This window comes from Pseudomonas sp. NFACC25 (assembly GCF_900100935.1).
GTDB lineage: Bacteria > Pseudomonadota > Gammaproteobacteria > Pseudomonadales > Pseudomonadaceae > Aquipseudomonas > Aquipseudomonas marginalis.
Window position 1 is genome coordinate 396,534 of the sequence record NZ_FMUC01000004.1, and the last position, 26,294, is coordinate 422,827.

The following is a 26,294-nucleotide window of genomic DNA, read 5'->3' on the forward strand; positions in this document are numbered from 1 at the left end:
GCCACATTTTCCAATCGCGGCGATATATTGCCTTTGCGCTAATAGCGCGAGTGCTTCTCAGTAGTATTAAATGCCAGGCTCTTAAATACCGTATTTGTTAAAGATGCTCACAGAAAGTCATTAGCTATCCGCGAGCGGGGTGCGGCTTGCTAACTGGCTAGTGGTGTCTTGAAGCTTACGCAATTCGAGGGCAACTCGTGGCTGTATAGCTGTCGTGACAATTATTGATCCGTCTTTAGGGAATTTTGCATGATTATCAATATTAGTAATTCGATTCCAGAAAAAATCGCTCCAGGCGCTATTCGTCAAGAAACCGATAGCAAAGCTGAGGGTTCATCAAAGATATCTATGGACGAATCCGCTGTCAGCCCAGGAGATGGACTTAGAGGTGTGCTCGACGAGAAAGATGTGAGTTCCTCGAAAGCTCCGGATATTGTCGAAACGTTGAAGAGACAACTTGAAGAGTTACAAAAACAACTTCAAGAAGAACTCCGAAATCTTCAAAAGACTCAATCCGGAAAACAAAGTGAAGAAGCTAAAGCGGCAGCTGCGCTTGCGGCTCAAGCGCGTATAGGTGCCCTTAATGCATCAATATCGACACTGACGGCCGCCTTGTTGAATGCACTGATATCTCAAGGTGGCAGTAGTTCAGGGTCGCTGGTAGAAACTACCGCCTGAGTTTTGGGTAGTCGCTATCGCTGGCCGGGGCGACGGCGCAAACTCACCATCCTTATTTGTAAGGTCTCGCGGCCGCGTCGACCATATTGTAAACGCTGTTTGTAATCTCCAGCTGAGTAAGCCACAGAAGGAGGCTAGCATTGCCAATATCGATGGTTTTCGATACCAGCGGCACTCGCTTAGTATTCACGCTTCATACAAAGGAAGGGCATGTCCAGTGGCAGCAACCAAGAACTTAAGCAATCTCCAGGTAGATGGAGTGCTTTGTATAAGTTTGAGAAACCGGCAAGATCGCAGAAATTTAATAAAAAATGAATTTGCACAGTCTGGTCTGGTTATAGAATTCATCTTAGTCGATGCTGATGTGGAAAACCCGGAACGCGGGTGCTTCAACTCCCACATCAAATGTGCAACGTTAGCCGTTGAGCGGCGTTATAAAGCCGTATTGATTTTGGAAGACGATGCAACGCTTTCTAGCTTCTCGCCCTCGCAAATTTTGCGAATCAATCGCTTCATGACAATGCGAACGCCCAAGCTTCTTTACCTCGGTGCAACCCTGGGCAAGCTGTGGCTGACCTGGAACCGAGGAATAGCACGGGTTAGAGCCAAAGGGACGTTTGCCTATATTCTGTCGAATGAAGGCTGTAGAGAACTGATCAAGTTATCGACTTACACAGGTACTCCCATCGACAAACTTTTTACAAAGTCTTTCAAGGCTTACTGCTCACTCCCGCTTATCTGCAACCATCACCCGAATGTTTAGCCAAGAGCGATATATCTACGTGTCGAATAGCGGACGGCTCCTCAGCCGACGAAAAGTTTTGGCAGCGTAACTGGCGACGTCAATATACACAAGTGCTTAAAAATATCGGAAAAACCATTGTCCGACGGGACATTTAATCGAATATTTTTTTGCGTATTTCGCGGCACTCTACATATTAGAATAAAGCAGATAGGAAATGATCTGTGACATCCGGGGTGATTTTTCTATTTTCCATAATTGTCTAGGCTAGCAAAAGCCTGGCTCCGTTATTAGATGATCCATCATCGAGAGTAATTGCATTCTGCCTTACATGCCAAGCGATGCGCTTTGAGGCGCGCGTGACTCTGCTGCTTAGGGCATATTTAGGGCATGGCACGGGCCGCAGTAGGCCGCCAAAGCCTGCTAAGGTTCGCTCGTTTTTCCACTATTGCTGGCCTATACCGGTATACGCGAAAACAAGAACGGGTTCGAATCCCTGTCCGGACAGTTGATTGGACGGCTTGATAGAACGAGAGGAGGGATACCCGACTGTAGGCGATGAAGCATAGAAAATCCATTCCGCAACGGAAATAGAACCTCCCGATTTCAGAGGGCTCCAGCGAGGAAGAAATATTGACGATGCGGAATTTATGTTGCTATAAGTAATTGAAAATAAACAATATATTTGTGGATTGCAAATCCGCCTACGCCGGTTCGATTCCGACCTCGGCCTCCACTCTTGGAAACCCCGTAGATTAACGTCTACGGGGTTTTTTATTGGGCGAAAGAAAAGGCCCGGGTGCCAACCTCTCGAGCAGGCCGATCTACCTCCCTCCGCATCCGCCTGTGCAGGCGCCATTCCCTTGCCGTTGTGTACAGCGTTGTGCCTTGTTCCTCCCGCGCTCGAAGGGTTTTTCGACGAGTGACGTGTCTAGATCAAGGGTCAGGAGGCTTTTAAGGTTGTCATGGCCCGTGTTGGCGACTACCCTGAAAATGTTCGTATTGTTACGAATAATTTCGGTTGTGGCTGTTTTCAAGTCACGCTACTTCAGGATGAGGAACGAAAATGTTTTCACACGAAGGTCCCGCAATAGAGCTGTTGCTATTCATTTTTGGTCTGGCGATGCTACTTTTGGTCGTTTGGTTTTTTCATCATCAATACGAGCGAAAGACGGGGAAGGGTGTTAAAAAACTACATGATCTCGACGACAAACGCTCAACCTGACGCTGCTGTCGAATGACTTGATCGAGTCGGCTCCCGCTGGCTCGCACTGTTCACTGACGTAAAGATCGAGGGCTGGCTACGATTTCCGAGTCGAGGCCCTCATTCTTGAGCGTACTGAACTCTATCTTCAGCGCCAGTCTCTGACCTGCTGATGCGCTGCGCCTTCACTTCACCCGCGTACCTGGCGATTTTCTCCCGCTGAGTTGCCAGCAACGTGCAGATCTTCACTAGCGCCAACGCCTCACTCGGCGTCCTGCTGCTGTTTGCCAGGGCTGTCAGTTCAACCACGGACCAGCCAATGACTGCAGTTGCATCTTCCAGGTCATAAAACAATTCCTGCTGGGCGGTTCTGGGTCCATCGAGGCCCTGTATCAACTCGTTCATCTACTTCTCCGCCTGGTGCTGATTCAGTTCAAGGCCCATGACCACCATCCCTATTTCTACCAAATCCGTGCTGAAGGGGATTTCACCGATCCGGCGAAACCCAAACCCCGCGTAAAACCGCTGGGCATTTAAATTGCTCTTGAGCACGTCCAGCCACAGCAAGCGTTCCCTGCGCTGCACCGCCTGATCGCAGATAACCTGCAAAAGTTGCCTGCCATAGCCAAGACCGGCGGCGGACTTGAGGAAATAGATTTTCTGCAGCTCTGCCCCCAATTCGCCAGTGATCGGCGCCGGGGTTGACCAGTTGACCTTGGAGAAACCCAAGGGGTTACCCCGTTCGTCTGAGGCGATAAGCCACGAATGACGGTCGGGCAGCTCAAGTGAGCGGCTGAGCGAATCCTGTGAGAAATCCTGTTCGAGAAAGTCCTGCATGCCTGAGGGAGACCAGAGTGTCGAGAAATGCGCTTGATAGGTTTCGCAGCCGACTGCACGCAGGCTATCGAGATCGGCCTTGGTCGCTGCGCGAATGTTGAGCATGTTCTTCCCCCCGGTTAACGCGTACCCAATGAGTTGACGTGTATCCACCCCAACACAAACCCTACCAAGACGTTACACGAAACCCATGACGGACTTCATTTAACGCGGTCTTACTTGACGTACACCCAACCTTGTAAAGCAGAGAGCGTTGTCATGAAGTTGAATTACCTAACCAAGGCGGCTGTTGTTGTCGCGCTGTTGTCGACCTTGTCAGGCTGCTGGATATTCATGCCGCCGGGCGGTGGTGGGGGTGGTGGCCATGGCGGTGGTGGTCATGGTCAAGGCGGCGGCCCTGGTGGCGGTCCGCGCTGACAGTCAGTCAACGGGAGGCAGGCCATGAACAATGGCCTGCCTCTTTTTTGCCCCGGATAAATCCCAGGCAAAGAAAAGCCCGCGATGGGGAGCACGGGCTAAAAGGGATGTTCATTAGGAGCTGGGTTCACCATAAGGGTGCGTCTGTGAAAGCTTTGTGAAAACGCCGGAGCCATCTGAACCTGAAGTGTATGCCTCGATCCGTGCCTGGCTGTACGGGGCGCCGGGCGGCATAACCCACTACTGTCGCAGGCCTACCACACCGCTCGGATGCCGCACCATGTCCATGTCTACCAGCCTGCTGTCGGCTTTTGTGCTGTTCGCCTTCGTGTCCTCGATCACCCCAGGTCCGAACAACACCCTGTTGCTTGCCTCGGGGGTGAACTTCGGGTTTCGCCGCTCGATGCCCCATGCGCTGGGGATCAGTCTCGGCTTCATGCTGCTGGTGATTGCGGTCGGCCTGGGCCTGGGCGAAGTGTTCAAGGTATTCCCGTGGGCCTACACGGTGTTGCGCTATGTGGGCGCGGCGTACTTGCTGTACCTGGCCTGGAAGATCGCCACGGCGGGCGGCATGTCCGATAGCAATGAGGAACACGGCAAGCCCATGACCTTCCTCGGCGCGGCGGCGTTTCAGTGGGTGAACCCCAAGGCGTGGATCATGGCGCTCGGGGCCATCACCACCTATACGCCGGCTGAGGGCTATGTCACCAACGTGCTGGTGATCGCGCTGGTCTTTGCCGTGGTCAACCTGCCCAGTGTGTGCGTGTGGGTCGGGTGTGGCAGCGGCTTGCGCAATGTGCTGCGCGAACCGCGCTGGGTGAGGCTGTTCAACTGGTCAATGGCCGGGCTGTTGGTGCTGTCGCTGTACCCGATGTTGTTTGCCGGCTAGGCGTCAGACCGGCGAGATGGTTGCCAGCAGCCCGATGCCGATGGTCAGCACTAAAAAACCGAACAGGAAAATCGCCATCTTGGTCATAAGGCCTCCGAAGGAAAGGGGGTAGGGATGGGGGCCATTGTCCGCCCAGGCGGCGTTTCAATACAGGCGCAGATAGCAAAGAAAAAACCGTATCAGATGCGCCGGCGAGGGTTCTGCCACGGGCTTTTGGCGCCCGTGGTTTTTTCAAGATCAGTGCCTGAGACAGCCAGCGTTTTTCCCCCTAAGATGGCGCCCATTGCATCAACAATAAAAGTGGGCCAACCCTCGATGGAAAGACGCCAGTTCAGCGGTGGCATGAAAGGCAAGAACCTGCGCTACCTCAATGAAACCTCCCAGCCGGCATCGGTCACCCGCGTCGGCTTCCTGCTGCTCGAGCATTTTTCCCTGCCGGCATTCACCCAGACCCTCGATACCGTGGTCACCGCCAACCTGCTGCGACCTGATCTGTTCGCCACGCGGACCTTCGGGTGTGACGACGGGGAAGTCATCAGCGACCTGGGCCTGGTGATCCGCCCCGACGCGCGTCTCGATGCGCCCGCGCTGCAAGGCCTGGATCTGCTGGTGATCTGCGGGGGCTTTCGCACCGAACTCAAGGCTGACGATCCCTTTATCCAGCTGCTGCGCACGGCCGCCGAGCAGGGTGTGAGCCTCGCGGGGTTGTGGAACGGTGCATGGTTCCTCGGCCGTGCCGGCCTGTTGCAGGGCTACCGCTGCGCCATTCACCCCGAACACCGCCCGGCCCTGGCGGAAGTGTCCAAGGCCACCCACGTTACCAGCGAGCCCTACGTGATCGACCGCGACCGCCTCACCGCGTCGAGCCCCTCCGGCGCTTTCCACATGGCCTTGGACTGGATCAAAAGCTTGCACGACAAAGCCCTGGTCGAAGGTATCGAGGACATCCTGGCCTTCGAAGAATCGCGTTACCGGCGGATCAAACCCACCGAAAACGTCAGCGTCAGTGCGCCCCTGCGCGAAGTGGTCAAGCTGATGGACGCCAACCTCGAAGAACCGCTGGAACTCGACCAACTTGCCGTCTACGCCGGCCGCTCGCGCCGCCAACTGGAGCGCCTGTTCAAGGAACAACTGGGCACCACGCCGCAGCGCTACTACATGGAACTGCGTGTCACCGAAGCACGCCGGCTGTTGCAGCACACCGAACTGTCACAGGTGGAGGTGCTGGTGGCGTGCGGGTTTGTCTCGCCGAGCCATTTCAGCAAATGCTACAGCTCGTATTTCGGATATCGCCCCTCCAAGGAGAAGCGGTTGGTCAAGTAAGGTGACTGTCGCTCTATGCGCGCCGGCATGATTTTTCAAGGAGGACCCATGTCTCTTACACGTTTGGATCGTTATCGCGGCAGTTTGCTGGGCTTGGCCTGTGGCGATGCAGTCGGGACCACGGTGGAGTTCATGCCCCGTGGCACATTTACTCCGCTCACCGATATGGTGGGAGGAGGGCCGTTCAACCTCAAGCCCGGCCAGTGGACCGACGATACTTCAATGGCGCTGTGCCTGGCCGAAAGTCTGTTGCGCAAAGAGGGGTTTGACGCGGCGGATCAGATGGGTCGCTATCTGAATTGGTGGAAATGGGGCTATTTGAGCTCCACCGGCGACTGTTTCGATATTGGCCTGACCGTGAGTAAGGCGCTAACGGCGTATCAAGACAGCGCAAACCCCTTTTCAGGCTCTACGGATCCGTATTCCGCCGGAAATGGTTCGATGATGCGCCTTGCACCGGTGGTGTTGTTTTACTTTCCGGACCTTCAACGTATCCGCTATTACGCCGCCGAAAGCTCGCGCACCACCCACGCTGCTCAGGAAGCAATCGAGTGCTGCCTGGTGCTGGCCCAGGCAATCAGCAATGCGCTTGAGGGTGTTTCAAAGGATCAGGTATTGCAGTTGGCGCATATGGACCTCGCGGCGGCCAACGTCGCCGCACTTGCGCAGGGCAATTACCTGGAGAAGTCCCGTGATGACATCGTCGGCACCGGCTACGCCGTGGCGTCCCTTGAGGCCGCACTCTGGTGCTTCCACCATACCGACAGCTTTGCGGCGGCAGTGCTGATGGCGGCCAATCTGGGCGATGACGCAGACACTACCGCAGCCATCGTTGGCCAACTGGCCGGTGCATATTATGGCGCCCAAGCGATTCCTGGCGACTGGTTGGAAAAGCTGTGGATGCGCGAAGAAATCCAAGGCATGGCGGATGCCCTGTTGGCAGCTTCGACCGGTAATCTCGTGCAGTGAAGCGAGCACCGTCTGCAAAACCATGAAGATCAAATGTGGGAGTTGTCGAGCTCAATTGTGGTGAGCGGGCTTGTCGAATCGTCGCACCGCCCGCGCTGGGCTGCGCAGCAGCCCCAAAACCAGGCGCAGAGGAGTGCCTGAGACTCGGCATTCGTCTTGATCAGGGGCGCTTCGCCCCCCACGCGGGGCAAGCCCGCTCACCACATGAAATAGCGTGTGCAAGTTGCTGTGCTTGGAGGTGGCGGTTCTTCTCAAAACCGCCCCAGTCGATACGGCCCTAGCGCCGGCAACCCCGAAAACGCAGGCGCCCCCGACGCCAATTGCCCCACCATCTCCGCCGTCACCGCCGCCTGGGTCAGCCCCAAATGCTGATGCCCGAACGCAAGCAGCACCTTCCCGTCACACACCCGATCAATAATCGGCAGCGAATCCGGCAGCGACGGTCTGAAGCCCATCCACGGCGTCGCGTCCTCTGCACTCAGATCCTCACGAAACAACCCCTGGCTCAACCGATGCAACTGCCACGCCCGCGCCATGTTCGGCGGGCGGTCGAGGCCGGCGAATTCCACGGTGCCGGCCAGGCGCAGGCCGCCTGTCATGGGCGTCATGATGAACTTGCGCTCCAGGGACGTGACGGCAAACGGCAGGCGCTGCTGTTCATGGGGCAGCATCAGGTGATAGCCCCGTTCGGTGTCCAGCGGGACTTTTTTGCCGGTCAGAGCGGCGGTGAGTCTGGCCGAGTGGGCGCCACAGGCGATCAGCACCTGGCGGGCGGCAAAGGTGCCTTGATCGGTGCTCACGGTGATGCCATCGCCTTCAATCCGCGCATCCAGCACCTGGCGTTGGAGGAACTGCACGCCACTGGCCTTGGCCGCCTCCACCAATTCGCAGACCAATCGGTAAGGGTCGAGGAAGTGCCCTGTTCGCGGGAAAAACAGGCCGCCCTGGATCTGCGCGGCCAATTGCGGGGCAATCTCATGTATGGCATCCCCCGACCAGAACTCCACCGGCACGTTTTGCGCCTGCATGCGCCGTTGCAAGCCATCGATGGCCGCGCGGGAGTCTGAACGTTCGAACACCAGCAGCGAGCCATCTTCGCGCAACAGCTCCGGGCGCTGAATACTGGCCAGCAACCGTTGCCAGGCGCCGAGGCTCGCTTCATTGAGCGCGCGCAGACCCTTCACCGTGCCCTGGTAACTCGCCGGGCGCAGGTTCAGCAGCAGGCGGATGAACCAGGGCAGGGCGCGTGGCAGGTATTTCCAGTCCAGGCGCAGCGGGCCCATGGGGTCCATGAGCATGGCGGGCAAGCGCTTGAGGATCGACAGGTCGGCGATCGGGAACACTTGCTCGGTCGCCAGGTGCCCGGCGTTGCCGTAGGAGGCGCCCATGCCGGGCGCCAGCTGGTCGATCACCCGCACTTTCCGCCCCTGGCGCGCCAGCTGCAGGGCGCAGGCAACGCCAATGATGCCGGCTCCGATTACGGCGATATCCGCAGGGTCAGGGTCGTGCATCCGCTACGCCTCTCTCGACCAGTTGGCATACCACTGGCGAAACAGCGCGTACTGGGTTTCGGCGTAACGCCGCTGGGCATCGCTGAGCACGTCGGTCTCGTTGAAGTGCAGGGCGTAGCCCGTGTCGCCGTTAAGCACCATCAGATGCTTGTAATACAGCACCAGGTCGCAGCCTTCATCGAAGGACGACAACACCGCCAATGCCGCTTCCAGCTCCCGCGCCAGGCGCCGGGCCTTGGCATCACCCTTGGCGGCTTGCTTGCTCAGGGCCACCAGGTGCAGCACTTCGCGGGGCAAGGCATTGCCGACGCCGGTGATCGCGCCCGTGGCGTTGCAGTTGACGAAACCGTGCACCACCTGGGTATCGACGCCCACCATCAGGGTCACGCTGTCGTCCTGGGAGGTGATGTGCTCGGCGGCATAGCGCAGGTCGGCAGCGCCACCGAACTCCTTGAAGCCGATCAGGTTCGGGTGTTCGCGGCGCAGCTCGAAGAACAACTCCGCGCGGGTGGCAAAGCCGTAGTAAGGGCTGTTGTAGATCACCGCCGGCAGGTTGGGCGCGGCCTTGAGGATTGCCGAAAAGTGCGCCTTTTGCGCGGTGGCGGACGCACCTCGGGACAGCACGCGCGGAATCACCATCAAGCCCTGGGCGCCGACCTTGGCTGCGTGGGCGGCGTGGGCCACCGCCTCGCGGCTGTTCACCGCACCGGTACCGACAATGGTCGGCACGCCGGCCGCCACCAGGCGCGCCACGCCTTCCTGGCGCTCGGCTTCGGTGAGCAACGGCCAGTCGCCCATGGACCCGCAATACACCACGGCGCTCATGCCGATATCGATCAACTCGCGGCCCTTGGCGACCAGCGCGTCGAAGTCCGGCTTGCGCGCGGCGGTGCATGGGGTCATCAGCGCGGGGACGCAACCGGTGAAGATGTTGTCGCTCATTGTCCTGGCTCCTTGCAGCGTTCAATCAAAGGGGGTGGGCTCAGATGCCCCAGGCAAACGGGTCTTGCTCGTCGATCAGCAAGGTGCTGTCGGCGGTCATGTAGGCGCGGCCGGTGATGAAGGGGATGACACGTGTGCCGTCCCATTCATATCGGCCTTCGAAGCGGCTGCCGGTGATGCTGGCTTGTACCCAGGTTTCACCGGGGTTGAGTTTCCCATCGGCGGCCAGGCACGCCAGCTTGGCGCTGGTGCCGGTGCCGCAGGGGGAGCGGTCGTAGGCTTTGCCAGGGCACATGACGAAGTTGCGGCTGTCGGCGTGGGCGTCGTCGGCGAACAGTTCGATATGGTCGATCAGGGCGCCGTCTGCGCCGTGGATGCCCTGGGCCTCGAGGGCCTTGAGCATCGCCCAGGTGTAGTCGGTGAGGGCGTCGACGTTGCTCATCTCCAACGCCATGCCATGCTCGCAGACCAGGAAGAACCAGTTGCCGCCCCAGGCAATATCGCCCTGGACTGCGCCATGGCCCGGTACATCCACCGTCACCTGCTGGCGATAGCGATAGGCAGGCACGTTGCGCAGGGTCACGGCGCCGTCGTCGTGCAAGGTCGCGGCCACCGGCCCCACCGGGGTGTCGAGGGTGTGCACGCCCGGCTGGATACGCCCCAAGTGGTGCAGGGACGCCACCAGGCCGATGGTGCCGTGGCCGCACATGCCCAGGTAACCGGCGTTGTTGAAGAAGATCACCCCGCAGGTGGCGCCCGGGGTGACGGGCGCGCAGTACAGCGCGCCCACCAGTACGTCATTGCCACGGGGTTCCAGCAGGCAGGCGCGGCGCCATGGGTCGTGCTCCGTGCGCAGGTTCTCCAACTGGTCGGCGATGCTCGCGCCCTTGAGCGCGGGGAAGCCGGTCATTACCAGGCGCGTGGGTTCGCCGCCGGTGTGGGAGTCGATCACATGCAGTCGCTTCATAACGCGCTCCATCAATAAGAGCTGTGGGCTGCCTTCTTGTGAGTGTAGGGATAGGCATGCAGTGGCCCTATCGTGAACGCGCAGGCTGGGCGGCGATTGATGTTTTTTGCCGACATCGATGACGAAATCAGCACAGTTCGCCCTGCTCGACAGCACCCCGGGCATGGGGCAATCTGCTTGCCATCAAGGTGACAGCCGGGGAGAGACACTCATGCTTCAACGCGCGTTTGCGAGCCTTTGCCAAGGAGCAAGTCCTCCCCACAGCATCGAGCAACTATTGGCCGGCGTAGCGCAATTGCTGCCGATGCTGGACGTGATCCCCAATGCCGCCATCTTCATCAAGGACCTGGAGGCCCGTTACGTCCTCGCCAACCGCACCCTGGTGCAGCGCTGCGGCCTCAAGCAGCTGCAACCGTTGCTGGGCAAGACCAGCGCCGACGTCTTTCCCGCACCATTGGGGCCGGGCTATACCGAGCAGGACCGGCGCGTGCTGCAGCAGGGTTTTGTGCTGGAAGACCAACTCGAACTGCACCTCTACGGCAGCCGCGAACCCGGTTGGTGCCTGACCCACAAATGGCCGCTGTACAACCACGAAGGCCGCATCATCGGCCTGGCCGGGATATCGGTCGACCTGCAATCGGCCAGCCAGACCCACCCGGCCTACCAACGCCTGGCCGCTGTGGACGAGCACATCCGCACGCACTTCAACCGCCGCGTCACCCTCGGCGAACTAACGCGCATCGCCGGGATTTCCGTGGCGCAACTGGAGCGCTACTGCAAGCGCGTGTTCCACCTGACACCCCGGCAGATGATCCAGAAAGTACGCTTGGAACACGCCCATCGGTTGCTGCACAGCGACATGCAGATCACCGAAGTCGCGCTGCAGTGCGGCTATACCGACCACAGCGCGTTCACCCGGCAGTTCAAGGCATCGACGGGGTTTACGCCGAGGCAGTATCGGGAAACCTGCTGAGCGCCCGAGCCCCCGTTCAGGCACGCCACATTGCAATGCAACGAATGGCCCACCGAGCCCTCATATGTTCACGAGTAATGTTTAACCACGACAGGTACCAAGCTTATGACCGCGGCTGAAAACAACCATGTGAACTGGCTGGTGGAACAATCGATGCTGCACGCGGCACGCCAGCGCGCCAAGCTCTATTCGGGCCAGGGCCGGTTGTGGCAGCAGCCGTACGCGCAGACCCGGCCCCGTGATGCCTCGGCCTTGTCGTCGGTGTGGTTTACCGCCTACCCGGCGTCGATTGTGACGCGTGAGGGCGGTACGGTGCTGGAGGCGCTGGGGGATGAGACGCTGTGGCATGCGCTGTCGAAGATCGGCATCCAGGGCATCCATAACGGCCCGCTGAAGAAATCCGGTGGCCTGACCGGCACCCGGCACACGCCGACCATCGACGGCAATTTCGACCGCATCAGCTTCGAGATCGACCCGCAGTTGGGCACCGAGGCGCAGTTGCAGGCGTTGACGCGCATGGCGGCGGCGCACAATGCGGTGATCATCGACGACGTGATTCCGTCCCACACCGGCAAGGGCGCGGACTTTCGCCTGGCGGAGATGGCCTACGAGGATTACCCCGGCCTTTACCATATGGTGGAAATCCGCGAGGAAGACTGGCCGTTGCTGCCCGAGGTAGCCGAGGGCCGCGACGCGCAGAACCTCAGCCCGGCCCAGGTGGACGCCCTGCGCGACAAGCACTATATCGTCGGCCAGTTACAGCGGGTGATCTTCTTCGAGCCCGGCGTCAAGGAAACCGACTGGAGCACCACGCCGGTGGTCATTGGCGTGGATGGCAAGCCGCGTCGCTGGGTGTACCTGCATTACTTCAAGGAAGGCCAGCCGTCGCTGAACTGGCTCGACCCGACCTTCGCCGCGCAGCAGATGATCATCGGCGACGCCTTGCACGCCATCGACGTGATGGGCGCGAAAATCCTGCGCCTGGACGCCAATGGTTTCCTCGGCGTGGAACGCACCCTCGATGGCACGGCCTGGTCCGAGAGCCATCCGCTGTCGATCACCGGCAACCAGTTGCTGGGCGGGGCGATTCGCAAGGCCGGCGGTTTCAGCTTCCAGGAGTTGAACCTCACGGTGGATGACATTGCGTCGATGTCCCATGGCGGCGCCGACCTGTCCTATGACTTCATCACCCGCCCGGCGTACCAGCACGCGCTGTTGATGGGCGATGCCGAATTCCTGCGCCTGATGCTGCGTGAAATGCACCGCCAGGGCATCGACCCCGGCTCGCTGATCCACGCGTTGCAGAACCACGATGAGCTGACCCTGGAGCTGGTGCACTTCTGGACCCTGCATGCCCACGACACCTTCCTTTACCAGGGGCAGACATTCCCCGGCAATATCCTGCGCGAGCACATCCGCGAGCAGATGTACGAACGCCTGGCCGGCGAGCATGCGCCGTATAACCTCAAGTTCGTGACCAATGGCGTGTCCTGCACCACCGCCAGCATCATCACGGCGGCGCTGGGCATTCGCGACCTGGAGGCAATCAGTGCTGCCGACATTCAACAGATTCGCCAGATCCATTTACTGCTGGTGATGTACAACGCCATGCAGCCCGGGGTGTTCGCCTTGTCCGGCTGGGACCTGGTAGGCGCGCTGCCGTTGGCCGCCGAGGAAGTCGCGCACTTGATGCAGGATGGCGATACCCGCTGGATTCATCGCGGCGCGTACGACCTGGTGGATCTGAACCCTGACGCAGCATTGTCGGCCGGCCAGATGCCACGCTCGAAAAGCCTCTACGGCAGCCTCAACAGCCAGTTGCAGGACCCGGACTCGTTCGCCTCGCAACTGCAAAAGATCCTCGCCGTGCGCCGCGCCTACGACATCGCCGCCAGCCGCCAGATACTGGTGCCCGACGTGCAGAACCCCGGCCTGTTGATCATGGTCCACGAATTGCCGGCCGGCAGAGGCACGCAAATCACCGCGCTGAACTTCGGCGCCACGCCGATCACCGAAACCCTGAACCTGCCGGATATCGCGGCGGGGATGGTGGTGGACATCATCAACGAACGGGTGGAGGGCGACCTGACGGCGGAGGGCGAGTTCACCATTACCCTGGATGCGTACGAGGGGTTGGCGCTGCGGGTTATCAGCAGCACGCCGATGTAACCTCAATCTTCCAAGCACCGAAGAACCCAATGTGGGAAGGGGTGTTGTCAGGCCTGTGGCTGCTTTTCAGCCAACTGAAACCGATACCCCACCCCATACAACGACTCAATCGGGGTTTCCCCCGGGCATACCTGTTCCAGCTTGCGCCGCAGGTTGCGGATATGGCTGTCCACCGTGCGGTCGGTGACCACCCGGTGGTCGGAGTAGAGGTGATCCAGCAACTGGTCGCGGGAAAACACGCGGCCGGCGGCGCGGGCGAAGGTGTTGAGCAGGCGCAGTTCCAGGGGCGTGAGGTCCAGCGCGATGCCGTCCAGCGAGGCCTGGTAGCGGGCTTCGTCGATCAGCAGGCGCGGCGCGCCGGTGCCGAGCAGCTGCGGGCTGCGGCGCAGGATGGCCTTGACCCGGGCCACCACTTCACGGGGGCTGAAGGGTTTGCAGATGTAGTCGTCGGCGCCCAGTTCCAGGCCGAGCAGGCGGTCCACTTCTTCGACGCGGGCGGTGATCATGATGATCGGCACCGCGCTGAAACCGCGCAGGTCCTGGCACAGCTGCATGCCGTCACGGCCGGGCAGCATCAGGTCGAGCAGGATCAACCTGGGCTCGTGGGCACGCACGGCGGGCACCACGTGCAGGCCATTGTCCAGGCACCGGGTGGTATAGCCGGCGGCCTCCAGGTAGTCGCGCATCAGGGCGGCGAGCTTGGGTTCGTCTTCGACGATCAGGATCGGCGGTTCATCGTGCATGGTTCACAGGCTCCGGGGCAGGCGCAGGGTCAGCCACAGGCCGCCGTAGGGCGAGTGGTCGGCAACCAGGCTGCCATCGTGGGCGTTGGCGATGCTGCGGCAGATTGCCAGGCCCAGGCCGGCGCCGCCATGCTCGCGGTTGCGCGATGACTCGCCGCGGTAGAACCGCTCGAACAAGCGTGGCAACTGGCTTGCGGACACGCCCGGCCCGGAGTCGAGAAAGTCGATACGCACCGTGTCGCGGTCGACCCCCACACTGAGGCGCAACCTGCCGTTGACGTCGGTGTAGCGCAGCGAATTTTCCAGCAGGTTGGAAAACAATTGCTGCAGGCGACTGGCATCCGCCAGCAGCTCCACGGGCTCGCGCGGCAGCTCCAGGTCGAGCTGCAACTGGCGGGCAGCGAAGCGTTCCCGGTACATCGCCAGGCTGTTTTCGAGCACGTCGTTGAGCATGCATGGGGCCTTGCGGTAGGTCAGCGCACCGATATCCGCCAGGGACAACTCATACAGGTCATCCACCAGCTTGCTGAGCATGCCGACTTCGCCGAGCAGGGATTTCATCGTATTCGGGTCCAGGCTGCGCACACCGTCCTCGATCGCCTCCAGCTCGCCGCGCAGCACCGACAGCGGCGTGCGCAGTTCGTGGGAGACATCAGCCATGAACTCCCGGCGCATTTTTTCGTTGCGCTCCAGGGTATAGGCCAACTGGTTGAAGTCGCGGGCCAGTTGGCCGACTTCGTCGTTGGAGGCCACGGCCACGCGGCTGCTGTAGTCGCCGCTGGCCAGGCGGTGGGTGGCGGCGGCCACGCGCTTGACCGGCTCCAGTAGCGTGCGTGCGATCCACCAGGCAATCAGCATCGCCAGCAGCAGCGAGAACACGCCCATCACCAGGCTGGTGCGCAGCTGGTATTGCTGGAAGCGTTCGCCACCGGCTTCGGTCACGCTCTGGAACGGGGTCACGGCCAGCCAGCCCACGGTTTCGCCCGCGACCACAATGGGGCTCACCAGCGCATCCTCACCAATCGCGGTGTAGCCGGTGACGCGCTTGCGGTCCTTGTCGAGCAGGGCGATGCGAAACAGCGCACCGGTCAAGTCCGAGGCCAGCGGTGTACGTAGGTCATGGGTGACCCGTTCTTCGTCGGGGTCTGGGCGCATGATGTCGAACCAGCGATCCGGGCGGTTGCGCATGAACGCCCAATTGCCTTCGCGCGCATAAGCACTGGCCAGGCGCGGCACCACCGTGGCCATGCGCTCCAGCGCCTGTTCATTGATATAGCCAAGGAACCCGCGGCCAAAACTCCAACTGGTGGCCAGGCCCATGCTGAGGATGACCAGCAGCACGCCGGCCGATACGGCGACAAACAGTTTGGTGGAGATACTCAACTTCATGAACAAGGGCCGTAAAAGAGTGGACCCGCCCATTTAGGGCCCCAGGGAGGAAAGATTCAACCCGGGCGGGCAATCTTCAATTTTCCTGCACATTTGCCCAGCAGCATGACGGTAAGGCTTGCACCACCCCGTCTTGCAGAGGCAACTATGTCGACCAAACTTTTCGCCAAATACCTGGTAACCGCCGCGGTACTCCTGTCGTTCATCATTCTGGTGCTGCTCGGCGGCTGCTCGTCTGGCGACCCCGCGCCCGCAGTCGCCACCCCCAAGGTCTCGGTGATCACTGTGCAGCCCAAGCGCCAGGTCATGACCACTGAACTGGCCGGGCGCACCCAGGCGTTTATGGTCGCCGAGATTCGCCCGCAGGTCGGCGGTATCGTGCAGCAGCGCCTGTTTGTCGAAGGCGCCGAGGTCAAGGCCGGGCAGGCGCTGTACCAACTGGATGCGGCACCCTACAAGGCGGCATTGGCTGAGGCCCAGGCGAGCCTGGCCAAGGCGCGCGCCACCTTGAAGTCGGCACAGACCACCGCCGCGCGTAACGCCCGGTTGGTGAAGATCGACGCCATCAGCCAGCAAACCAACGAAGATTCCCAGGCCACCCTGCTGACCGCCGCCGCTGACGTCCAGGTGGCCCAGGCCGACCTCGACACTGCCCGCATCAACCTGGCCTACACCCGCATCAGCTCGCCGGTGGCCGGGCGTATCGAGACGTCCACGGTCACCCCCGGCGCACTGGTGGTGGCCAACCAGGACACCGCACTCACTACCGTGCAGCAACTCGACCCGATCTATGTGGATGTGACCCAGTCCACCACTGAATTGCTGGCCCTCAAGCGCGACCTGGCCCGTGGCGTGTTGCAGGCCAACGGCGACGGCGAGGCGCGCATCAGCCTCAAACTGGATGACGGCAGCACCTACAACCACGACGGCCGCCTCAAGTTCAGCGGGGTCAGCGTCAACCAGGGCACCGGCACCGTGACCTTGCGTGCGGTGTTCGACAACCCCGAGCATGTGCTGCTGCCCGGCATGTACGTGCGTGGGGTGTTGGAGCAGGCCCGGGATGACCAGGCGATCCTGATCCCGCAAAAAGCCGTAAGCCGCAGCGCCAGCGGCGTGACCTCGGTGTTGCTGGTGGTTGACGGCAAGGTCGAGCAACGCGTGCTCAGCGTTGACCGCGCCGTGGGCAACCAGTGGTGGGTGACGGCGGGTTTGCAGGCCGGTGACCAGGTGATCGTCGAAGGTGGCCAGAAAGTCCGCATCGGCGCCATGGTCCAGACCCAGGCCGCCGATGCCGGCGCCCTGGCGCAGGAGGGTTGAACATGGCGCGTTTCTTTATCGATCGACCGATTTTCGCCTGGGTCATCGCCATCGTGATCATGCTCGGCGGCGCGTTATCCATCAGCCAGTTGCCGCTGGAGCAGTACCCGGACATCGCGCCGCCCACCGTGCGTATTTCCGCCACCTACACCGGCGCTTCGGCCAAGACCGTCGAAGACTCGGTGACCCAGGTCATCGAGCAACAGATGAAAGGCCTGGACAACCTGACCTATATGTCGGCCTCCAGCAGTTCGGCGGGCAGCGCCAGTATCAGCCTGACCTTTGGCGCCGGCACCGACCCCGATGTAGCGCAGATGCAGGTGCAGAACAAGCTGCAACAGGCCGAGTCGCGCTTGCCGCAGTCGGTGCAGAGCGAAGGCCTGACCGTGACCAAGGGCGGCTCGGACTTCCTGATGATTGCCGCCCTGGCCTCGGACAACCCCAGCGTCACCGGCACCCAGATCGGTGACTACATCTCCAGCACCTTGCTCGACTCCATCAGCCGTATCGACGGCGTGGGCGACGTACAGACCCTCGGTTCGGGCTACGCCATGCGCATCTGGCTGGACCCGGCGCTGCTGGAAAAATACGCGCTGATGCCGTCGGATGTGAGCACCGCGCTGGAGGCGCAGAACACCGAAGTGTCAGCCGGCCAACTCGGCGCATTGCCGGCGGTGAAGGGCCAGCAACTCAATGCCACCATCAGCGCGCGCAGCAAACTGCAGACGGCCGAGGAGTTCCGCAACGTGGTGGTCAAGTCGAGCAGCGACGGCGCGGTCGTGCTACTCGGTGATGTGGCAAGCGTGGAGTTGGGCAGCGAGAGCTATGACATCAACTCGGCCCTCAACGGCAAGCCGGCCGCCGCCATGGGCGTGCAACTGGCGGCGGGCGCCAATGCGCTGGAGGTGGGCGAGGCGGTCAAGGCCAAGCTCAAGGAACTGGCGCCGTTTTACCCCACCGAAATGCAATTGAAGAACGTGATCGCCTACGACACCACGCCCTTTGTCAGCCTGTCCATCGAGGAAGTGGTCAAGTCCCTGGGCGAGGCCATCGTGCTGGTGGTGCTGATCATGTTCCTGTTCCTGCAAAACCTGCGGGCCACGCTGATCCCGGCGATCACTGTGCCGGTGGTGTTGCTGGGCACGTTTGGTGTGCTGGCGTTGTTCGGTTACTCGATCAATACCCTGACCATGTTTGCCATGGTCCTGGCCATTGGCTTGCTGGTCGACGATGCGATTGTGGTGGTGGAAAACGTCGAACGGGTGATGAGCGAGCAGGGCTTGTCGGCCCTGGCGGCCACGCGTCAATCGATGGATGAAATCACCAGTGCACTGGTCGGCATCGCCCTGGTGCTGAGCGCGGTGTTTATTCCCATGGCGTTTTTTGGCGGTTCCACCGGGATCATCTATCGGCAGTTCTCGGTGACCATCGTCTCGGCCATGGTGCTGTCGGTGGTGGTGGCGATGACCCTCACGCCGGCACTGTGCGCCACGCTGCTCAAGCCGGGGCATGCGGTTCAACGGGGCTTCTTCGGTTGGTTCAACCGTTCCTTCGAACGCTGTTCCAGCGCCTATGAAGCGTTGGTCGGCGCTGTCCTGCAACGCTCATGGCGCAGCCTGGTGGTGTATGTGCTGATCGCCGCAGCCATGGCGGCGGGTTATGCCAGCTTGCCTACTTCGTTTCTGCCGGATGAGGACCAGGGCATTCTCATGGCGCAAATCCAGCTGCCGGTGGGCGCTACCGACAGCCGCACCCAGGCGGTGTTGCAGCAGTTCGAGGCGTACATGCTCAAGCAGCCGGAAGTCGAGGCGATGATCAGCATCAGCGGCCTGGGCATGGGCGGCAACAGCCAGAACACCGCACGGGCGTTTATTCGCTTGAAGGACTGGAGTGAGCGCTCGGACGATGCCGCCACGATTGCCCAACGTGCCACGTTGGCCCTGGCAAGCATCGGCGATGCCGATGTATTCGTGATGCAACCGCCCGCCGTGCGTGGCCTGGGCCAGAGCTCGGGGTTTGATTTGCAGCTCAAGGACCTCGCCGGTCTTGGCCACGACGCATTGGTGGCGGCGCGCGAGCAGTTCATCGCGCTGGCCAGGCAAGACCCGCGCCTGCTGGGCGTGCGCAGCAATGGCCTGGACGATGCACCGCAACTCAAAATCAGCATCGATGACCGCAAGGCCGGGGCCCTGAGCCTGAGCACCAGCGACATCAACAGCACCTTGTCCACGGCGTTGGGCGGTACCTATGTGAACGACTTCCTCAACCAGGGCCGCGTGAAGAAGGTCTACGTGCAGGGCGAAGCCAGCACGCGGATGCAAGCGGCCGATCTGGACCACTGGTTCGTGCGCAACAGCAACGATGAAATGGTGCCGTTTTCGTCATTTGCCAGCAGTGCCTGGAGCTATGGCTCGCCGTTGCTGGAGCGCTACAACGGCACATCCTCCCTGGAAGTGGTCGGCGACCCGGCACCCGGTGTGAGCTCCGGCGCGGCGATGGACGCGGTGGAGGCGATTGCCCGGCAACTGCCCGATGGCATCGGCTACGAGTGGACCGGCCAGTCGTACCAGTTGCGTCTTTCCGGGTCCCAGGCGCCGTTGCTGTATGCGGTGTCCATCCTGTTTGTGTTCCTGTGCCTGGCCGCGCTGTACGAGAGCTGGTCGGTGCCGTTCTCGGTGATCCTGGTAGTGCCCCTGGGTATCGTCGGCGCGGTGTGGGCCACTCGCTTTACGGGGTTGAGCAATGACGTGTACTTCCAGGTCGGCCTGCTGACCACCGTAGGGCTGGCAGCGAAGAACGCGATCCTGATCGTCGAGTTTGCCAAGCACCTGCAGGAGCAGGGCAACAGCCTGCGCGAGGCGACGCTGATCGCCGTGCGCCAGCGCCTGCGGCCGATCCTGATGACGTCCCTGGCCTTCATGTTCGGCGTGCTGCCCCTGGCCGTGAGCAGTGGCGCAGGTTCCGCCGGGCGCCGGGCCATCGGCACCGGTGTGCTGGGCGGCATGTTCAGCGCCACGGTGCTGGGGATCTTCTTTGTACCGCTGTTTTTTGTGTTGATCCGTCGCCGCTTTGGCCGTGTCAGCACGACGCCCATTGTCGAAAAAGGTGACGCATGACCCGCTTTCTCTTCCCGTTAGTGGCCGCAGTGGTCTTGAGTGGCTGCATCAACCTGGCGCCACACTACCAGCAACCCGAGGCACCGGTGCCTGGCGAATGGCAAGCGGGTGTGCAGGGTGAGGTGCCGGCCGACATCCAGTGGCAGCAGTTCTTTACCGACCGCCGCCTGGCACACCTGCAAACCCTGGCCCTGGCCAATAACCGCGACCTGCGCCTGGCCAGCCTGAATATCGAGAAGGCCCAGGCGCAATACCGCATCCAGCGCGCAGCGGCGTTCCCGACCCTCGACGCCAGCGTCAGCGGTACCCACAGCCGCACGCCGGGCTCGCTGTCCAGCGGCGGCACGGCCGTCACCAGCCACGACTACAGCGCGCAATTGGGCCTGAGCAGCTATGAGGTCGACGTGTTCGGCCGCGTGCAGAACCTGCAGGACGAAGCGCTGGAAGACTACCTGGCGCTGACCGAAACCCGGCGCAGCACGCAAATCAGCCTGGTGGCAGAAGTGGCCACCGCCTGGCTGACCCTGGCCGCCGACAACGAGCACCTGCAACTGGCCGAAGAGACCCTGGCCAGTCAGCAGTCCACCTACGAACTGACCCAGCGCAGCCACGCCCTGGGTGGCTCCACGGCGTTGGCCGTGGCCCAGGCGCAAACCACCGTCGAATCGGCGCGGGTCGATGTGGCCGAGTATCAGAGCCAGATCCTCCAGGACCGTAACGCCCTGCGCCTGCTGGTCGGCAGCGACATCCCCGACGCCTTGCTGCCCGACGCCCACCTGCGATCGGCAGCGGCGTTGGTGCAGGTGCCGGCCGAGCTGCCGTCGAGCCTGTTGCAGCGGCGCCCCGACGTACTGGCGGCGGAGCACAGCCTCAAGTCCGCGAACATCGACATTGGCGCGGCCCGCGCGGCGTTTTTCCCCAGCATTAGCCTCACCGCGAATGCGGGCTCCGCCAGTGCGTCACTGTCCAGCCTGTTCAAGGCCGGCAGCGGCGCGTGGACCTTCGCCCCGAGCATCAGCCTGCCGATCTTCGATGCCGGCAGTAACCGCGCGACCCTGGATGCGGCCAAGGTCGAGAAAGAGATCCAGGTGCAGACCTACCAGCAAACCCTGCAAACCGCATTCAAGGAAGTCGCCGACGCCCTGGCCGTGCGCAGCACCCTGGACCAGCGTCTCACCGCCCAGCAAGCGTTGACCGAGGCGAGCCAGAAGAGCTACGACCTGTCCGACGCGCTCTACCGCGCCGGCTCGCAGAGCTACCTCGAAGCCCTGGATTCCCAACGCTCGCTGTACAGCGCCCAGCAGGACCTGATCACCCTGCGCCTGGCGGAGCAGAGTAATCGGGTGAGTTTGTATAAGGTGATGGGGGGAGGGTGGCAGTAAATATGGCGAAGTCTGTACAGCAGTTCAGCGTCGAACGGTTTTGGAAGCGCGTTATGGATTTGCTAGCGAGATGAACTTCATTGTCTTGTCACTCAGCACTGACAGATCATCAGCCGTGATGCGTATACGAAGGTTGCTGTCTACACCGCTGGAGATTTCACAACACCCAAACAACGCAATTGATGCGGGTTTGCCCTTGGATATCCAGTAATCAAACAACGCAGCGTACAGACACTCGGACAGCTCGTCGAACTCAAGCCGTTTTTTGACGAATAGGAACAATTGCTCAAGATTTCGGAGATCGTCTTTCTTGTTGTTGAAGTCTTTACAGGCGAGGGTCAAGGTGTTCGCAAAAAAGAGGTTCGTGCAACGTCCTGTTTGGCTGCCAAAGGCCGATAAATGCCGGGTAAATTTTGCAAGGCAAATTTGCTCGATAGACAGTACAGCTATACCTTCACGAATTAGCTGCAGGTTTTGGGCAAGCATCCACACCACGCCGTCATCGTCACTGAGTAGCGGGCAGAGAGTGAAAAGTTTTTCGCAGTTGCCGAGAAAACCCTCGCAGTCGCGTGCTGCCAGCGTGAGGCTGAGGCTTCGTCCCCATAGTGACAAGTGCGCCTGGCCTGCTTCATTCGAATAAGACACGTTGAATACCACTTGGATTTGACTCGCCAGGGCTAAAGCGCTTCGTAGGTCATTTTCAAGCAGTCGCGCAGTCTGCGCGTTGAATACCGCTTTGGCCTCCATGGCGATTGCGACTGCCGGGTCGCTGACCCGTGCGACGTAGCGTTCTATTTCAGGATGCAGTTCGAGTACCTTTGCTGGCGTTTTTAGTTTCGCGTATGCGTACATGATATTGACCAATGCCCAAGTTGAACTGACGTGGAAAGGTTGGTCCAGGTTTCCTTGTTCAATGCCCTGTCCCACCTGTGGTGCCAGCAAAGGAAGGCAGCGTTTGGCCAGCGGGATCAGTTGGCTACTTAGCGAGTAAGTATCGCCCAAGGGCTCACTAAGGTACTTGGCGACTTCTTTGTAAAGACGCGCCAGGAGTGTGTTCAGCTCAGAGGAAGCGCCAAAATTCGTTTGGAGGATTTGGGCAGAAACCAGCGCCTCAGCCAGCATCTCTTCATGGTGGTTTTGTATAGCTGCCATGGCAACGTTCACAATAGCGTCCCCCCAGAAGAGCTCAAACTTGTCGTCTGGATGTTCTATGACTTCGGTGACGAACTGCCTGGCTTCCAGATTGACTGCGCGCGCACGCGCTACGTCGACTTGTTTCTTGACTGGGTCAACGATCAGGTGCATAAGCGCTTTGAGCTGCCGGTACGCCACTTCTCGATCGGCGGGGAAGTGTTGTGCCAGCCTGGATAATAGCTCGCAAGTACGATTGATTTGCGCCGCAGACGGTTTTTGCGTGCCGAGTTTGATCATCGCGTTATAAAGCAGCCGTGCGAGTAGGCTCAGCGCAAACTTATGAGTTGTCGGCACCTTACAGGCGACCGCCGTCAGCATGTCGAGTAGACGCAGATATCCTGGGAGGCAGATCGTGGTTTTTTTCAACGCATCCAGGGTTTCGAGCAGGTTGTAAGGGTGGAGAGTCCATGCCGAACTCAAGATAGCCTCAAGCGAGGCGTCGGTTAGAGTCGGCAGTGCGGTAGCGGGCGCGAACTGCATTTGAGGGCGCCACAATTCATCGATAAAGAACTCGCCGATCAGGTCGGGCTGCAGGATGCCTCTCGGAGGGCAGACCTCTAAGGCTGCTTTGGTAGTCGGCGCTAACTGTGTTGCAGGAATCAGCTGCGCAAGGTCATCCCAGAGTTGTTGCTGTTGTGTGCTCAACAGTTCGAAGATGTGCTCATGCTGTCTCAAGTCTTCGACGGTGGGGATCCGATATGTCTGGGTCTTGGGGTCTTTGACCAGCAGGTAGTCCGACTCATCATCGCCGGTTCGAACAAGTACCCGGTGATCCTCCTGGAGGATATCCAGGCCGCGAATAAGAGTGGCCACTGCGAGCAACTGCACGAGCCTTGGAAACAGACCTGTGTCATTGCATCTGGTTTTCCAGCGCTGCGCCTCACGTTGCAGCACCGGCAGCAGCAACTCGCGCAAGGCGGGCACGTGAGTATCATTTGGCGCTCGGCTAAACGCCCCTGCAATCAGCGCAATCAACAAAGGACGGCCTTCGCTGACGTGCATGACCTGCGTCCAGAACGGTGAGGACGGCGGTGGCAGTTGCTCCACGACCGCTGGTGCTCCGGCTTCTAGCCAGGCCCGTAATATCTCGCCAGCCTGTGCACTCAGCGCGGTCAGTTCGCGCGGCGCCTGGTACTGATTGTTTCTAATCAATGTCGCGGTGGTGCTTTCAGTGAGGACCAGCTCTTTCCACCAGTCTGCGTTTTCATTTGCTTCTCGCTCAAGCAGTAACACACGCAACTTCGAACTCAGGCTATCGCCCAGTGCGCAGCACATTCTTAACAATGCCTTGAGCGCTTCAGAGTCCCGTGCCGCATAATCGAACACCAGCAGAGTGGGGCGTTGCAATTGTTGAAGTTGCTCGACGGTCGGTAGGTTTTTCGCGTCGGTGAAGCCGCAATACCAGTTATCTTTGTACTTGAGCTCAAGTTCATGGGCCAAGCGCGTCTTGCCAATTCCCGCGGGACCACACAGCGTCCACCAACTGAATGGCGACGGGCTTTCCATGAAGTCCGCCAGTACGTCCAAGTCACCGCCACGCCCCAGCAGCGGAATCTTACGTTCGGCGAAAAACAACCAGCGGGGAGTGAACGGCGGGATTTCCTCTTGGGAGACTTCAGTCCTGAGCAACCAAACGGGACGGTGCGCGGGGTCTTCAGCATGGCGATAACTTTTAAGTATCTTCCATACCACCAGAAGCGGTTCTGGCGTTAGCTTGGCAGCCTTTTTCAGCAGGTCGGTGTAGTCGAGAATATCCGTCTTGGCATTGAATGCCAGCCGGCTTCCCACCACTTCATCAATAGCCTTTTGAAAATAGCTTTGCTGTTTATTGGTCAGCACATAGACGATGACCCGTGTGTAGGTTTTGTCCAGGTCGTGGTTCAAGAACTTTGCCAGTGTGTTCTTTACTTTTGTCAGGGTGGTGGTGCCAGATATTTGGATGCCGATCTGTTTGACCTCATCCCCCAGGTCGATGGCTGGGTAGTCCTCTTTCTCTTCGTTGAGGTTACGCAGGTCCGGCCAGCCCATGATGGTTTGGAATAGGGGCAGAACGACTTTTTCTGAGATCCTGTGGACGTCGAACAGACCCATTGCCGTGCTGGCTTCGACATTCTTCACCAACCAGATGAATTCGTCTTTGACTTCAAGCAGCAACTTCTGGTGATCCATAGAACGCCTTCATCCTTGAAAAATAGGGTGTGTTTCGACTCTGTAAGCGAGGCGAATCTACCGTTATCACACGTTGCTCTCAAGTCGTAGGACGAAGGGGGCTGGAAAAAGCCGCCCAAGGCGGCTTTTTCCAAGAGGTTGGATACCCGCGCGTTGAACTATGGTCGCTGCTGATCCTGCGCCGCCTGTAACACCCGCAGCAAATTTCCGCTCCAGATATTGGCCACCTGCTGTTCGCTATACCCGGCATCCAGCAACCGCTGGGTAATCACCGGCAACTGGCTCACATCGTCCAGCCCGCTTACGCCACCGCCGCCGTCCCAGTCGGCGCCGATACCGACGTGGTCCGGGCCGGCCACTTCCAGCAGGTGCAACAGGTGCTTCATGAACACATCGAGGCTGGCCTTGGGTTGGGCGAAGCGCTGGTTGAGGCTGTCGCGTTCCTGATAGAGCGCCTTGACCTGTTCCGGGCTGAGGGCGGCAAGGTTGTGGAAGCGTGCGCCGAGCGCGGCCATGGCTTTGTTGCGATCCGGGTTGGGCGTGAGGGGGATCAGGTAGTCGCTGTAGGCGTTGACCTGGATTACCCCGCCCTTGGCCGCCAGTTGGCGCACGCGGTTGTCGTCGAGGTTGCGTGGGTGCGGGTTGACCGCGCGGCTGCTGGAGTGGGAGGCGATGAGCGGGGCGCTGGACAGCGCCAGCATCTGGTCGAACACCGCGTCGCTGGCGTGGGACACGTCGAGCAGGATGCCCAGGCGGTTGGCTCGTTGCACCAGGTCGCGGCCCTTGGGGCTCAGGCCTTTCCATTCCGGCAGCGCGGTGGCCGAGTCGGCCAGGTCGTTGTTCATGAAATGCACCAGGCCGAGCATGCGCAGGCCTTGGCGGTAGTAGGTGTCGAGCAACTCGGGATCGGAGCTGAGTGGATCGGCGTTTTCCATGCTGATAAACACCACGCGCTTGCCTTGGGCCGCGATACGCCGGGCGTCGGCGGCGGTCAGGGCCAGGGCGAAGCTGTCGGGGTTGCGGTCGATCACATCGCGGATGCGGGTGAGGGTGGCCAGGCCATAGGCGCTGGCGTAGGCGCGGCCTTCCTCGGTGCGTGGGCCCTGGGGGGTGTAGACGGCGAAGAACCCCCCATCCAGGCCGCCTTCGCGCATGCGCGGCAGGTCGACTTGGCTGCCGTCCTGGCGATAGTCGTGGCGCTCGAGGATGTTCCAGCCGGGGCGCGTCAGGGTCAGCGGTGTATCCAGGTGGCTGTCCAGCACCAGCAAGCGCTGGTGCAAGGCCAGGGTGGTGGGACTGACGGCGGTGTCGGCGTGGGCCAGCAGTGGCAGCAGGGCGAGCAGCAGCAGGCGCTTGTTCATGC

Annotated in this window: 19 protein-coding genes; 10 read left to right on the forward strand and 9 right to left on the reverse strand. The window is 60.5% G+C overall.

Features of this window, described 5'->3' with window-relative positions:
- Positions 1–249 precede the first annotated feature (249 nt).
- Together BLQ09_RS30995 and BLQ09_RS12685 are read left to right on the forward strand one after the other, a co-directional pair.
- Positions 250–678 (forward strand): hypothetical protein, encoded by a 429-nt coding sequence (locus BLQ09_RS30995; protein WP_133822102.1) that lies wholly within the window; start codon positions 250–252, stop codon positions 676–678.
- Positions 679–895: 217 nt separating this feature from the next.
- Complete coding sequence (locus BLQ09_RS12685) at positions 896–1,441, forward strand: glycosyltransferase family 25 protein (RefSeq protein WP_159457356.1); 546 nt, start codon at positions 896–898, stop codon at positions 1,439–1,441.
- Between the two features lie 1,303 nt (positions 1,442–2,744).
- On the opposite strand, the gene BLQ09_RS12690 is transcribed toward BLQ09_RS12685, so the two are convergent.
- A complete protein-coding gene (locus BLQ09_RS12690) occupies positions 2,745–3,029 on the reverse strand; it encodes a hypothetical protein (RefSeq protein WP_027606720.1) in 285 nt (94 codons plus the stop codon).
- Positions 3,030–3,566, reverse strand: a complete 537-nt coding sequence (locus BLQ09_RS12695) for a GNAT family N-acetyltransferase (protein WP_027606719.1) — start codon at positions 3,564–3,566, stop codon at positions 3,030–3,032. It lies immediately after the preceding gene.
- Between the two features lie 592 nt (positions 3,567–4,158).
- On the opposite strand from BLQ09_RS12695, the gene BLQ09_RS12700 reads away from it, so the two are divergent.
- The 3 genes from BLQ09_RS12700 (at position 4,159) to BLQ09_RS12710 (ending at position 7,059) form a co-directional block, all read left to right on the forward strand.
- Positions 4,159–4,767, forward strand: coding sequence for a LysE family translocator (locus BLQ09_RS12700; RefSeq protein WP_092357092.1), 609 nt, complete (start codon positions 4,159–4,161; stop codon positions 4,765–4,767).
- A 315-nt stretch (positions 4,768–5,082) separates the two neighbouring features.
- Positions 5,083–6,090, forward strand: a complete 1,008-nt coding sequence (locus BLQ09_RS12705) for a GlxA family transcriptional regulator (protein ID WP_092357095.1) — start codon at positions 5,083–5,085, stop codon at positions 6,088–6,090.
- 48 nt (positions 6,091–6,138) lie between these two features.
- Positions 6,139–7,059 carry an ADP-ribosylglycohydrolase family protein gene (locus BLQ09_RS12710; RefSeq protein WP_027606716.1) on the forward strand — a complete coding sequence of 307 codons (921 nt, stop codon included), beginning with the start codon at positions 6,139–6,141 and terminating at the stop codon, positions 7,057–7,059.
- Positions 7,060–7,310: 251 nt separating this feature from the next.
- Here the strand turns inward: BLQ09_RS12710 and BLQ09_RS12715 are convergent, their stop codons facing one another.
- The 3 genes from BLQ09_RS12715 to BLQ09_RS12725 are packed head-to-tail and all read right to left on the reverse strand — an operon-like array spanning position 7,311 to position 10,479.
- Complete coding sequence (locus BLQ09_RS12715) at positions 7,311–8,570, reverse strand: NAD(P)/FAD-dependent oxidoreductase (protein ID WP_092357098.1); 1,260 nt, start codon at positions 8,568–8,570, stop codon at positions 7,311–7,313.
- Between the two features lie 3 nt (positions 8,571–8,573).
- Positions 8,574–9,512 carry a dihydrodipicolinate synthase family protein gene (locus BLQ09_RS12720; RefSeq protein WP_074846861.1) on the reverse strand — a complete coding sequence of 313 codons (939 nt, stop codon included), beginning with the start codon at positions 9,510–9,512 and terminating at the stop codon, positions 8,574–8,576.
- Between the two features lie 40 nt (positions 9,513–9,552).
- On the reverse strand, positions 9,553–10,479 hold the full coding sequence (locus BLQ09_RS12725) for a 4-hydroxyproline epimerase (RefSeq protein ID WP_092357101.1): 927 nt from the start codon (positions 10,477–10,479) through the stop codon (positions 9,553–9,555).
- A 211-nt stretch (positions 10,480–10,690) separates the two neighbouring features.
- On the opposite strand from BLQ09_RS12725, the gene BLQ09_RS12730 reads away from it, so the two are divergent.
- Entirely contained in the window at positions 10,691–11,452 is a 762-nt protein-coding gene (locus BLQ09_RS12730) for an AraC family transcriptional regulator (protein ID WP_092357104.1), read from the forward strand.
- 105 nt (positions 11,453–11,557) lie between these two features.
- Positions 11,558–13,621, forward strand: coding sequence for a maltose alpha-D-glucosyltransferase (treS, locus tag BLQ09_RS12735; protein WP_027606711.1), 2,064 nt, complete (start codon positions 11,558–11,560; stop codon positions 13,619–13,621).
- Positions 13,622–13,668: 47 nt separating this feature from the next.
- Here treS and BLQ09_RS12740 read toward each other — a convergent pair whose 3' ends face one another.
- Complete coding sequence (locus BLQ09_RS12740; protein ID WP_027606710.1) at positions 13,669–14,364, reverse strand: response regulator; 696 nt, start codon at positions 14,362–14,364, stop codon at positions 13,669–13,671.
- Positions 14,365–14,367: 3 nt separating this feature from the next.
- Entirely contained in the window at positions 14,368–15,753 is a 1,386-nt protein-coding gene (locus BLQ09_RS12745; protein ID WP_092357107.1) for an ATP-binding protein, read from the reverse strand.
- A 147-nt stretch (positions 15,754–15,900) separates the two neighbouring features.
- Between BLQ09_RS12745 and BLQ09_RS12750 the strand changes: the two genes are divergently transcribed.
- Genes BLQ09_RS12750 through BLQ09_RS12760 form a run of 3 tightly spaced genes read left to right on the forward strand, consistent with a single transcriptional unit; the run spans position 15,901 to position 21,568 of the window.
- A complete protein-coding gene (locus tag BLQ09_RS12750) occupies positions 15,901–17,070 on the forward strand; it encodes an efflux RND transporter periplasmic adaptor subunit (protein WP_092357110.1) in 1,170 nt (389 codons plus the stop codon).
- A 2-nt stretch (positions 17,071–17,072) separates the two neighbouring features.
- On the forward strand, positions 17,073–20,186 hold the full coding sequence (locus BLQ09_RS12755) for an efflux RND transporter permease subunit (protein WP_092357113.1): 3,114 nt from the start codon (positions 17,073–17,075) through the stop codon (positions 20,184–20,186).
- The gene (locus BLQ09_RS12760; RefSeq protein WP_027606706.1) at positions 20,183–21,568 is read left to right on the forward strand and encodes an efflux transporter outer membrane subunit; all 1,386 of its coding nucleotides are present in this window, start codon (positions 20,183–20,185) and stop codon (positions 21,566–21,568) included. The genes BLQ09_RS12755 and BLQ09_RS12760 overlap by 4 nt, the downstream gene beginning before the upstream one ends.
- Before the next feature lie 51 nt (positions 21,569–21,619).
- Here BLQ09_RS12760 and BLQ09_RS12765 read toward each other — a convergent pair whose 3' ends face one another.
- Both BLQ09_RS12765 and BLQ09_RS12770 read right to left on the reverse strand, forming a co-directional pair.
- Positions 21,620–24,931: an SMEK domain-containing protein gene (locus BLQ09_RS12765; protein WP_027606705.1), complete on the reverse strand. Its 3,312-nt coding sequence runs from the start codon at positions 24,929–24,931 to the stop codon at positions 21,620–21,622.
- 158 nt (positions 24,932–25,089) lie between these two features.
- Positions 25,090–26,292 carry a dipeptidase gene (locus tag BLQ09_RS12770; protein ID WP_092357116.1) on the reverse strand — a complete coding sequence of 401 codons (1,203 nt, stop codon included), beginning with the start codon at positions 26,290–26,292 and terminating at the stop codon, positions 25,090–25,092.
- Between the last annotated feature and the right edge of the window lie 2 nt (positions 26,293–26,294).